This window comes from Bacteroidota bacterium (assembly GCA_030706565.1).
Taxonomy (GTDB): Bacteria; Bacteroidota; Bacteroidia; order Bacteroidales; family JAUZOH01; genus JAUZOH01.
The window spans coordinates 1-13170 of record JAUZOH010000079.1; the positions used below are offsets into that span (position 1 = coordinate 1).

Annotated in this window: 7 protein-coding genes and 1 tRNA gene; 3 read left to right on the plus strand and 5 right to left on the minus strand. The window is 40.4% G+C overall.

All coding sequences use genetic code 11. The features are described 5' to 3' along the window. Positions 1-2766, minus strand: a complete 2766-nt coding sequence (locus Q8907_06080; protein ID MDP4273834.1) for a glycoside hydrolase — start codon at positions 2764-2766, stop codon at positions 1-3. Positions 2767-3005: 239 nt separating this feature from the next. After that, positions 3006-3494: a GNAT family N-acetyltransferase gene (locus Q8907_06085; protein MDP4273835.1), complete on the minus strand. Its 489-nt coding sequence runs from the start codon at positions 3492-3494 to the stop codon at positions 3006-3008. Positions 3495-3768: 274 nt separating this feature from the next. Here Q8907_06085 and Q8907_06090 point away from each other — a divergent pair, with 274 nt between their 5' ends. The 3 genes from Q8907_06090 (at position 3769) to Q8907_06100 (ending at position 11459) form a co-directional block, all read left to right on the plus strand. Beyond that, positions 3769-8841 carry an FISUMP domain-containing protein gene (locus tag Q8907_06090; GenBank protein ID MDP4273836.1) on the plus strand — a complete coding sequence of 1691 codons (5073 nt, stop codon included), beginning with the start codon at positions 3769-3771 and terminating at the stop codon, positions 8839-8841. A 72-nt stretch (positions 8842-8913) separates the two neighbouring features. After that, complete coding sequence (locus tag Q8907_06095; GenBank protein MDP4273837.1) at positions 8914-10476, plus strand: T9SS type B sorting domain-containing protein; 1563 nt, start codon at positions 8914-8916, stop codon at positions 10474-10476. An 11-nt stretch (positions 10477-10487) separates the two neighbouring features. Then, positions 10488-11459 (plus strand): type IX secretion system membrane protein PorP/SprF, encoded by a 972-nt coding sequence (locus tag Q8907_06100; GenBank protein ID MDP4273838.1) that lies wholly within the window; start codon positions 10488-10490, stop codon positions 11457-11459. Positions 11460-11576: 117 nt separating this feature from the next. On the opposite strand, the gene Q8907_06105 is transcribed toward Q8907_06100, so the two are convergent. From Q8907_06105 to Q8907_06115, 3 genes are all read right to left on the minus strand, one after another. Then, positions 11577-11664: transfer RNA gene (locus Q8907_06105), tRNA-Ser, on the minus strand. A gap of 96 nt (positions 11665-11760) precedes the next feature. Then, complete coding sequence (locus Q8907_06110) at positions 11761-12813, minus strand: type I asparaginase (GenBank protein MDP4273839.1); 1053 nt, start codon at positions 12811-12813, stop codon at positions 11761-11763. A 5-nt stretch (positions 12814-12818) separates the two neighbouring features. After that, on the minus strand, positions 12819-13170 hold a 352-nt coding region (locus Q8907_06115; GenBank protein ID MDP4273840.1), incomplete at its 5' end, for a transketolase C-terminal domain-containing protein.

Here is a 13170-nt window from a genome sequence, read left to right on the forward strand (position 1 = left end):
CTAACTTCCAAGCGGTTCAATTACCAACTTCCCGTCTTTGTTGGTTGAAGGCAAACTAATCTGCAGAAGCCCTTTATAAGGGCTTTCTATTTCTAGTTTCTTCCCATTGAAACTGGCTTTGTATGCATAGCCTGGGTTCATACAGACAATAATACTCCGGCCATGTTCCGTTGTGGCCTTATCAAAAGTCAATACAGACTCATATTTTGAAAAAGAAGCATCAAAGGATTGTTTTTTGATCATCACTTCAAAACCTGTAGTTACCGTTCCGGGTTTATAATAAGCCGAAAACCACAAAAGAACCGGGGACGACAATCCCGAAAATTGATGCCATCCTGCGCCTTTTCCCGTTTTCGCCAAAAAATGTTCATAAGTATAATAGGAATCGTCCGTTTCATTTTTCCAGATATCCAGGCCTTTTTGAGCGATCTTCCAGGCCAGGTCGGCCCGACCAAGATCGAGCATGGTTTTCCACATGAACCATTGATGGGGCATCCAGACTGCACCATTCCAGTAACCGTCTTTTTTATAATAAGACGCCGACTGGTCAACTACGCAAATTCCTGAAGGGGTCCACATGTGTTTTTCAGAGAATATCTTATCCAGCAATATTTGCTGTTGCTCAGGGGTGCATATTCCGGAAAGCAAAGGATAAGCCCCGTCAAGCCCCATGTTATAATTTTCACCGCTAGCTTTGTTTTTGAAGAATTCCGCCGGATTGCCTTTTACATCATGGACCACATAACTAAAATAACCGTTTTGTTTATCCCAGGAATAAATTTGTAAGGCTTTTGAAAATACCTTAATATCCTGATCATAATTCTTAATATCATTGTTAAATGACAGTAATCCTGCAGCCATTCTTAGAATCTTGGCAACCCTTATGCACTGGGCAGTTGTAATGACGGGTGTTACATTGTTCTCCAAATGCTGGTCATGAACTGCTTTCTGGGGCGGATAATCATCCCATCCCCCTGAATTATAGAAATAATCCCAGGTTTTAAGTAAATTTGAATTCATCGTCCGGGTTGTTGAACTACCTAATTTACCCACTAAAAATTCATAATATTGCTTAAGCCGCGGATAGAAATAGGTCAACAATTCCTTGGATTGAGTCTTGTTCCATAAATCGAAAAAGGCATACATCTGAACAGGTACCGGAGAGCCATGGTGAATAAAAGCTGACTGGCTCCCAACCGGTGTAGTATAGGTGTTCAGGCATTGTGTGGCGAGATCAGGGTCGAACTCACTGAGCCCTAATGCAACAAATCCGTCATCCCAGGTGTACAGGCTATTCCAACATTTCCCGGGCGTGAAATGCCTGATGTAATTTTTCTGAGTATATATCGGATATACAATATTCGACATAAGTGCAGTCTTCATCATCTTCTGGCTAAAAACATATTTTCCCCCTTCCGGCAATATGTTTTTATATCCACTGTCCGAAGGGATTACCCTTGAAGTAAAAGTACTGGGATGGCCTGAGAATGTAGAAATCTGTTTTTTTACATTTTCCAAGGAACCATTGCATATTAAGGCATAAATGGTGGTATCTTGCATGGAGGCCAGTTCTACAGGGCGCAAAAACACGTCCGAATAATGCCCCATGCTGTTACCAATGAGTTTTTGACTCACATGGTCCTGTACTTTCTTCCGGAAGAAAATATCCAATTCATCATTCAATACTTCCCTGACCATATATGGTGAAAACGCCCAGGCTATTCCATAATAATTGTCTACATCAGGGTATTTCAAGATGATATTTTTATCATCGCTAACATTAATTTCTGGTATAAATTTCTTTTCAACAGGTGTAATAGTGATTTTTTTCACATCGGCTTCCGAACCGACAAAAAAACCATTTAACTCAATGCCGCTTCCGCCTTCGGATTCAAAGGTCAGCTCATAATTACCAGCCTTTGTGCAGGAAAATGGAAGATCCTTTATTTCAAATTCACCCGTTCCGGTAAAAGTGAGCTTTTGCTCCGCCAGTCCTTTTAATACTAAAGAAACCTGTTTATTTTTTTTCATCCGGTAGCGGATACGTATTAGTCCGTTAGTTATTTTATCAGAAACAGGAATGGAATAACTCACTTTGTCACCTTTATCTTTTCCGAAATCCTTAGCTACTGCGCTCCCTCCGATATAATCATTACTTCGCGCTTCAGACCGTATCCATCCGTCAGAAACCAGGTCATCAGCCGGTAAGATATGTGCATGGTCTAAATGATTGTAGTTAATGGCATTAATCCATTGTACGCCTTCTGGAAACTGGGCTTTTACCGAGGGGTAAATTTCGGGATAAGCCACAGAACCCATAATGTTCAGTACAAGATCCTGGGGCAAAGGAGTATTGTTTACGCAGTGCATGCCTAACAATATAGTATTAGAATCCTGCCTGGAATAAGTAACATCAACAAAAACCTTATCTTTCCATTCCAATTCGTACCGATAGGTAACTTTTGACAGGTCCGGATTAATATCCCACGGATAATAAGCCGATTCAAAAAGCACACTGGGAACCAGGGTCCTGCTTCTATAAAAACCCGGCAATACCGAAACATCGAAACGGATACCACTCTTCATACTGGGAATATGCGAAATCCCTCCATATTCTTTGGAATATGGGCCCCAATCTGAAAGGTTGATGTCATGGGTATTTTCAAGTTTCCTGAAATCCAAATTCAGTCGATTATTCACCTGTCCATTGACAGCAATGCTTAAAAACAAAAGTATTGCGGCTATAAAATAATTTTGGCGCATCATAGATTGCATTTTTGTTAGATTAAAAACACTGCTAAGTTATAAATTTCACTTATCTATCAGACATCACCATCACTTTTTAGAGAAGATTCTTATGATTTTGAGGAAAAACGGATTGTAATATTTTGGCATTCAGCTCAATCCACCACCACAACTCTAACCGGATACTGCATATAAAGATTTGAATGAAATCAACTTCTTTAATGCAATTCTATATGACTTTCATCTTTATTAAGCTCAACTTAGTCTATACTTTTTTGAAATGCCAGTCTTTCATCCTGATTTTGTAAACGGATAATACCACAGTACGAAAATCCATTTTTATTGAGCAGTTTCTGCATTGGAATATTATCACGGTGTGTGTCAATCCTTAAATTCCTGCATTTATTCAGGCACCATTCCATACAAAAGGTAGCTACACCCTTATTGTGTTCTGCAACCGCAATCCGGTGAATTACTCCATAGGGATTGTTATTCAACCATTTCCCATCATAAATAACTGCATAGGTTGGCTCTGTTCCCTGATCGAAAAAGAAAGTGCCCACAATTTTATCAGCATCGACACATAAATAACTTTTTCCGCCTTTTATATCTTTTTTTAATAATTCTGGAGCAGGATAGCCATTTTCCCACTGGCCAGGATTCCCATTTTCCCGCATAAATAAACGCGCATCTTCATATATCTTAATGATTGCCTTAAGTTCACCCGGCTTTGTTTTTCTTATTTCCATTTAGTCTCACCTCCTGAATAAATTAATAAATATTGGCTTACGCCTTTCAGCTGAAAAAGTTAGTTTAAATCCCCTAACTTAACTTTTGATCATGAATATAATTCATTCGAACCAAATGAGAATAGAATTAGTACAAAATCTGTACTTTTGGCAGAATCAATTAACACTATAATTTAAACCATCCGCTCATAAAAATCTAAGGATAAAAAAATAAAAATTAACCGCTACCTGATCATATTCAACTGCTTATTCACTGAAACAACCTGGACAAATAATGAAAAATATCTTTAAGATACTAACACTTGTAATTTTTTGTCAGATCAACCCATCAAATATTGTTGAATCACAGGTAAATTTTAAAGGAACAACAGCAGGAACAGGAATAACCACAAACAGGTCATCAGCAAATGCCTTAACCGGGCCGGGCACCATTACATCTGTTTCACGACGAAATTTTAATTCTTTTTCCATAAGCTGCAGAAAACCAGACAGAAAATGGGCACTAAGGAACCAGGCTTATATCCACCATCCCGATTATGATTTCATAGATAAGTACTATCCTTCGGAAAAAGCCGTTGAGATTTTCGAAAAGCGGACAAAAAACAGCAAATTTTTTGTTGACGAAGACAATGACACAAAATTCTACCAGGTAGAATCAAATGGAGCTTTGCATTATCAGAAAAATGGCCAATGGCTCACCATTGATGAACGTCTGGAATCAAAAGGCAATAACAGGTTTGAAGCAAGCCACCAGGAAGAGCCGGTAGGCTTTGATGCCAGCAGACAAAAAGCCTATATCAAAAGCCTGCAGGGCACTGTTTATTTCAACAACTGGAGCCTGTTTGGCAGGAAAAACGGTAAGGACAACCTGTTGTCCAATGCAGACTGGTCGCATTATACAGCAGGTGACGACGGGCTATATATTTCGGGCATCTTCCCGGGTATAGATATGGAAATGAAAGCAGGACGCGGAACCATCAAAACAAGCTTTATCCTTCGCAAAAACGAATTTCCTCAATTTGACGCCCTTGTTTTCAAGGATAAATTTGAAGGCAGCTTTATCAATGGTTTTACGCCAACTGCAAGTACCAGTGAAGCTGACTACCGGGTAAACGGAGAAAATGCACTGCACTTGAGCCCGGCCATTGTTTATGCCGAAAACAATGCCGCCGGTACTTTAACCAGTCTAAACTATGCGCTTTCAGATAATGAACTGTCATTAACCATCGAATCATCATACCTGAATAAGTATTTACCTGAGGGAAGCGTCATTCTTGACCCGCTGGTTTCAACAACCAACAGGATAGACCAGGCAGAAATCAGCGGATCCATGGATTGTGGCAGTCCTGACAATTCCTGTAACTATAGCTTACAGGTACCTACTCCGGTGGCCTCAACCATCACGGGGGTATATTTTAAATTTGGTTTTCAGACAGTAGGTCAGGCACTTAACCGCAATGGATTCTGGTCCATATCTTCCGGTTCTTGCAAACTTAATTGCGGGGCAAATCCGGATAGTACAAAAGCCTATAATTCTCCGGGAACTACCGATACCAGGGGAAAGTTTGCCGATATCAGCCCATATTTTCTTAACTGTATGCCTTCACCTTCGTGCGCTTCACAGAATATCACTTTTACCCTGGGCTTTTTCAACAATATATGCGGGGGCAGCACCACATGCAGTAATTCATACATTATGGCCAACCAGCCTTTTGTGGTGATGCTTGAAGGGCATACCGTTGAAGTGGATAGTGTAAGCTCAGCTTCCATTTGTAAAGGGGAAGAGGCTAAAATTTCGGCAACAGCCCACTTTGGAGTACCCCCTTACAGCTACAAATGGAATACGGGGGAAACAACCAGCAGCATAAATGTATCGCCAACATCCACTACTTCATATCAGGTAACCGTAACAGACCACTGTGGCAATACCTCAACCGGAAATGGAACAGTTACCGTAAGGCAAGCAGCCGCACCGGCAACGCCTGTTGCCGGGAGTAACAGTCCTGTTTGCGAAAATAGTTCGATTAACCTGAAAGCATCAACCATACCGGGAGTTACCTATAGCTGGACCGGACCTGATAATTTTACCAGTAATCTGCAGAATCCTGTCATCAACAATGCACAGACTTATTTTACGGGTAAATACCTTGTAAAAGCGAGCATAAACGGATGCTCTTCAAAACCGGATTCAATCCTCGTTTCCGTCAAAACATCCAATTTAGCCTTAAGCATTAGTTCCAATTCCCAAACCCTATGCGAAGGTTCATCCGTTACCTTTACAGCCTCACCTACCAACGGGGGCACCAATCCGGTTTATACGTGGTATGTTAATGGTGCAAACACCGGTAAAGGAGGAAATACCTATTCTTCCATATCATTATCAAATAATGATGTGGTAAACTGCACCATGGTAAGCAATGCCGGAGGCTGTATTCCACCAACCACTGTCACGAGCAACAGCATTAAAGTCAAAACGATAGTCAACAACAATCCTAAGGGAACAGTGACCGACATAGAAGGCAATACTTATAAAACCGTAGTAATTGGCAATCAGGAATGGATGGCCGAAAATTTAAAAACCACCCAATACAACGATGGTACCCCCATTCCCAATGTAACGGATAACACCTCCTGGACAAATCTCACGAAAGGAGCCTATTGCGTTTATGATAATAACCCGAAGTATAAAAATATATATGGATTGCTATACAACTGGTACACCGTAAGCGAAGACAATTTATGCCCGGCTAACTGGCGTGTACCCACCAGTGATGATTGGGGAAAATTAACCTCCTATCTTGATAAAAATGGGTATGATTATAACAATAATCTTACGCAAAGCGCCAAATCTTTAGCCTCCGCAACAGGATGGACAATATGTACTACCTTAGGAACTCCGGGGAATGATCCAACATCTAATAATAAAAGCGGGTTTACAGCCCTTCCCAGTGGAGCCCGCAGTTATAACGGGAAATTTGACTATTCAGGCAATGAATGTTTTTGGTGGAATTCAACCACTGATGCCAACGGGTTTATCAGCAGAGGTTTGGAATACAATTGCGTGACCTATATACTCAGACAAACCTCAAGCACGAATGGCAGCCAAATTTTTGACAGCAATGATAAAAACACCGGATTATCCATCCGCTGTGTCAGAGATATAAACACCTCGTATATTTTGCCCATATCCCTGAGTGCTGATAAAAAAGAGATATGCCAGGGCGACTCAGTGGTACTTACTGCAAAAACATGCGGAGGTACTGCTCCATACAAATACTTATGGAGTTGCGGAGGAAAGGATTCTTCAGTGATTTCAACCCGGCCGGGAAAAAGCAACTGGATCCACGTTACAGTAACTGATTTTAATAATCATACAAATTCCGATTCTGTCTTTATAACGGTTAAATACCCCACCTCAAGTGTAGTGGCAATGAAAACCTGCGGCAGCTATACCCTTAATGGCCAAACTTATACGAAAAGCGGGGATTATACCCAGATCCTGACCAATGCGGTCGGCTGCGACAGTACAATAACCTTACATCTGGTAATAAACAAACCGACGTTGTATGAACTGACAAGAACCGCCTGCAGCAGCTTCACCTTAAACAACCAGGAATATACATCCAGCGGGAAATACACGCAGACATTAACAAATGCTGCAGGTTGTGACAGCACCATTATTCTCCATCTCACCATTTCCAACAACAGTCAGACGTCTGATACACTCAGCGTATCAGCCTGTAAAAATTATACGCTAAACGGATATCTGTATACCGAAAGCGGAACTTACACGCAAACTCTGAGGAATTCCTCAGGTTGCGACAGCACCATTATACTGTATCTGAAAGTGAACCAGCCAACAAGCTCAACGGCGAGCGCAACGATCTGTCAGGGCGAAAGCTATAATTTTGCCAAATCAACCTATTCTTCAGCGGGAACGTATACGGTACATCTGACTAATTCGGCAGGTTGCGACAGTACAGCCACCTTGAATCTGAAAGTAGCTCAACCAACAAGTTCCATAACTAAAACAACAATTTGCCAGGGTGAAAGCTTCAGCTTTAATGGAAAAACCTATACAACAGAAGGGACTTATAATGTTCATTTAACCAATGCAGAGGGCTGCGACAGTGCAGCAACATTAATTTTAAAAACAGCCCGGCCCAGTAGTTCAACAACTAAAGCGACGATTTGCCAGGGGCAAAACTATAAATTCAACGGCAGCACTTACGATACAACGGGAAATTATGCTGTTCACCTTACCAATGCTGCCGGCTGTGATAGTACAGCCACCCTGATATTGAAAGTTGCCCAACCCACGAAGTCTACGACAAATATCTCGATCTGCAAGGGCCAAAGCATTAACTTCATCATCGGTTTTTATTCAGACCCGGGGACTTATACTTTTAATTTGACGAATGCAGCGGGATGTGACAGTGTCGTAACTTTAAATTTAAAAGTCAATCAACCAAGCAGTTCCATAACAAATGTCAATATCTGCCAGGGTGAAAGTTATGATTTCAATAAAGCAACCTATGCTACTTCCGGCACTTACTCCGTACATTTTATAAATTCGGCCGGTTGCGACAGCACAGCCACTTTAGTGTTAAAAGTTGGGAAACCGCAAAGTTCAACATCCAATGCCAGTATCTGCAGGGGTAACAGCTATAATTTTGCCGGGATCAACTATAATTCCGCGGGAAATTACACTGCTCATCTGCATACCTACTTGGGATGCGACAGTACGGCCAATCTGATTCTGAGTGTCAGGGAACCATCTGCTTCCATGACAACTTCCTCATTGTGCCGGGGCAATACCTATCATTTCAATGGGAAAGAATATGCCGACGCAGGCACTTTCACCACTCATCTGACCAATGCAGCCGGTTGCGACAGTGCAGCAACTTTAATTCTTACGGTAAAAGAACCCACCAGTTTTATTAAAAAGGATACGATAGACCAGGGCCAGTCATATCAATGGAAGGGTAATGATTATTCCCAGCAGGGAACTTATACCGAACATTTAACCAATGCAGCCGGTTGCGATAGCACCCTGACTTTAGTACTAACGGTGAATGAGATTCCATTAGGCATTCCCAAATTTTTCACGCCCAACGGAGATGGATTTAATGACACCTGGGTGATCGGGAAAATCAATCTGTTCCCCGATGCCGAGATTTACATTTTCGACCGTTATGGAAAACCACTGGCTCATTATAAAAGCCAGGACCCGGGATGGAATGGGTATTACAATGGAAAATTGATGCCTCCCGACGATTACTGGTATCAAATAATTCTTCATCAAGATGATAAAAAATATACCGGTCATTTCACATTAGTCCGATGAAACATTACTTTTACTTTTTCTCCAAATGTTAAAAATATCAGAAACTAAACGGCTGAATTACTACTGACTATAATGAAAAAGTCATACTTCTATTGTCTATTCGGATTATTCAATTTTTTATGCATTTATACAAATGCGACTAATAATCCCATAGCAATATATTCGCCAGATTTCAGTACAGTTTATGCATCAAACTGGCAGCTAAACGGAACCAGTTTTGTAATCAATAATAATGTTATGCAATTAACTGCAGAGAAGCAATATCAAGCAGGTACAATATTTTGGATTGGGAAAATATGTAATTCAAGCGACTTTAAATTCAGTGTATTTTTTTGTTTTAAAATATCTTCCAGCGCTTTAAATTGTCCAACCTGCCGTGCTGATGGAATGACCTTTATGATTCAACAAAATTCAAATGCTTATGGAGGTACAGGAGGTGGAATGGGATATGGAGGTATGCCCGGTAAATCTATTGCCATTGAATATGATACCTACTATAATGCCCCTAATAATGATCCGGATAATAACCATATTGCCATAGATATTAATGGTAACGTAAATCATTTAGCAAATGAGAATTATACAAAATGTTCATCATTAGTGGCTTCTGCTTCTGCTTTAACTAAAGCAGGTGTAAATAATTTAGCAGATTCGAAACTTAAATATTCCTGGATCGATTATGATGGAACCTATTTGCAGGTTAGAATTAGTAATATGCCAAACCGCCCAACAAATCCGGTATTGAATATCAAATACAATTTAAGTTCATACTTCAATGGCGCAAATGTTTTTTATGGATTTGGCGCTGCAACCGGAGCCAGAACGGAGCAAAATCTCATTTATTCTGCCTATATCAATAACCGTTACACGCCCATTGATATAACAAAAAATACTTATGCTCAAAGCAGCAGTACAACTTCAACTACAAATGCGACTATTTGTCAGGGGCAAAATTATAGTTTTAACGGGCAGCGATATAACAAAACAGGTTTTTATTCGGCTGTTTTAACCAATTCTGAAGGCTGCGACAGCGTTGCCAAACTGAATTTAAAGGTAATCCAACCAGATAGCACAACAGATAATGAAGCCATCTGTAAAGGAGAAAAATATGACTTCAATGGTGGCACCTTTAATACTGCAGGAACTTATACTACTCATTTGATTAGTAAAGAAGGTTGCGACAGTTCGGCAACTTTAATCCTGACGGTAAAAGAACCGACCAGCTTCTTTTTGAAGGATACTATAGATCAGGGGCAAACCTACAGATGGAATGATAAAGATTATTACTTATCGGGCACTTATACGGAACACTTAACCAATGCAGCAGGTTGCGATAGTACAGCCACTTTAAATTTAACAGTGAATGAAATTCCATTAAGCATTCCAAAATTCTTCACGCCCAACGGAGATGGATATAATGATACTTGGGTGATCGGGAATATCAATCTGTTCCCCGATGCCGAGATTTACGTTTTTAACCGTTTTGGAAAATTATTGACTACTTACAAAGGGAAAGACCCGGAATGGGACGGACGTTGTAAAGGACAATTAATGCCTCCAGATGATTATTGGTATAAAATAATCATTAAAAAATATGGTAAAATATATACCGGTCACTTCACTTTAGTTCAATAAAAATGTCAGGAATGATAGCACTGAATGTACAAAGAAAATTAATCTATATATTCTTTATTTTCATCTCGCTTTCTGTTAAAGCTCAGGAACTGCCCCTTTACAGCCAGTATATTCTTAATCCTTACCTCATCAATCCAGCTATAGCAGGCATAGCTGGAAGTGGAGCACTACAAATCATGAACCGTTCCCAGTGGCTGGGGATAAAAGATGCCCCCCAAACCAATCTGATCAGTTACCATCAGGGCTTTGGCAATGTCGGCCTGGGCGGGCATGTATATAGTGATAAAAACGGAAATACCAGTAATATGGGATTCCAATTGACCTATGCCTATCATATATATTTAAGCAACAAATACTTAGGAAATAAAAATAAGCGTTTGTCATTTGGATTATCAGTGACCGGACTTCAGCGCAAAATTGACGAAAGTAGTTTCATGCAGGCAGGAAAAGATCCTTTAATAAACGGCACAGAACAAAAAAGCTTTAGCCCTAATGGAAATTTTGGAATTTATTTTACCAATAAGAATTTTTTCTCTGGCTTATCTTGTGCTAATCTTATTCAAACTACCAACAATATCTACTCTCCGCAACGCACATTCTTTCTCCAAATGGGCCAATCCTTCAATAACCGGTACAGGTATGTTATAGAACCTTCAATAACCACAAAATTTGATCAACAAAAGGACTGGCAACTGGATGCCAATTTAAAAGTTTACCTCCCTGAAAAAAATAACAGACAATTCTGGGGAGGCTTGTCTTTGCGCAATAATATGGGAGAAAGTTTTAAGGAAGGGGCTTATAGCATACTTTTTATAGGTTATAACACGGCCAGGCTACGATTTGCCTATGCCTTAGAATATGGGCTAAACCCGATCAGAAGCAATAATGCCGGCTCACATGAATTCATGCTGCTGTATACCTTTGGTAACTTTGTTCCCCATATGTGCCCGGCCTATAGCGATATGGGACATCTTTATAAATAAGCAAAGCGTCAATATTTTATTTTTGTAAAATTGGCGGGTTTTGAAGGGGTATCGCCAATACCGGCGCACTATGAAAAAAGGACTGCACAATTTGTGCAGTCCTTTTGTTTTTTCTTGCGGAGAGAAAGGGATTCGAACCCTTGATACGCTTTTGACGTATACACGCTTTCCAGGCGTGCCTCTTCAACCACTCGAGCATCTCTCCTTGATGCTTGTTGAAATTTGTTTTCTCAAAACGAAATGCAAAAATATCTAAATATTCTTTATTGCCAAACTTATTGCCCCCTTTTCTTAAAATCGTTTAGTAATCTTCTTTCATGATAGACATTTCCCCGCAAATTGATTGGCCCATATAGGCTTTCACTTCTTCAGTGGATAATTTCCGTCCCAAAAGGAACATCAGTTTAGTCACTGCCGCTTCGGTAGTCATGTCATATCCGCTGATTACACCGGACTTAAGCAATTCCAGGCTGGTTTCGTACCTGCCCATTTCCACACTGCCCGCATTGCATTGGGTTATATTCAGAATGATCAGGCCCTTTTTAATGGCATACTTGATGTCGTCGATAAACCATGGGTCAACCGGGGCATTTCCGGCACCAAAGGTCTCAATAATAATAGCCCGCAAGCCCTTAATGCCAAAGATTGATTCAACCACCCGGTGCGAAATACCCGGAAATATTTTCAGGATGGCAATATGATTGTCGAGCTCCTTGTAAACTTTCAGTTTTAACTTTTTGGTCGGATAATTGATTAAAGGGGTTTTGTATTTGATATGCACGCCAACCTGGGCCAGAGCCGGATAATTGAACGACTGAAAGGCATTGAAATGTTCGGCATTGTTCTTTGTCGTGCGATTCCCCCTAAGCAGCTTATTTTCAAAGTAAATGCAAACTTCCGGCACCAGAGGCTCTCCATTAAGGGTAGCAGCTGCAATTTCAATTGCCGAAATAAGATTTTCCTTTCCATCTGTGCGTATTGTACCCAAGGGAAGTTGAGAACCGGTGAAAATCACCGGCTTCTGAAGGTTCTCCAACATGAAACTTAAAGCAGAGGCTGAAAAAGCCATGGTATCTGTTCCATGCAAAATGACAAAACCATCATAAGTGTCATAAGTATCTTCAATAATTTCCACCAGACGGGTCCAGAGTTGAGGCTTGATGTTTGAAGAATCAACAGGTGGGTCAAAGGCAATGGTGAATAAATTGTAGCCAAATTTCTTTAAATCAGGAACCTGGTCGGATATTTGCTTAAAGTTGAAAGGAGTAAGCACTCCCGTTTCTGCATTATGAACCATACCAATGGTTCCGCCTGTATAAATAATTAAAATTGATGGAGTATTATGATTATTCATAGGATTTAGCCGACGTTCGACAATGTGATTTTTTTAACTAAAATTTTTGCTGCATTATAGATTCCTTCCGCATCATAACCGCATTTTTTATAAAGCTGTGCCTGGGTTCCCTGTTCAATGAACTCATCAGGAATACCTAAAACTTCTACTTCGGAATGATACCGGTTATTATTCATAAACTCAAGTATTGCTGAGCCCAGACCGCCTACAATTGTCCCATCCTCAACGGTGATTATCCGTTTGAAATTGGCAAATATTTCGTTCAATAATTTCTCGTCAATCGGTTTAAGAAAACGCATATCATAATGGGCTGCAGAAATTCCTTCCTCTTCAAGCATTTTACAAGCTTCAACGACA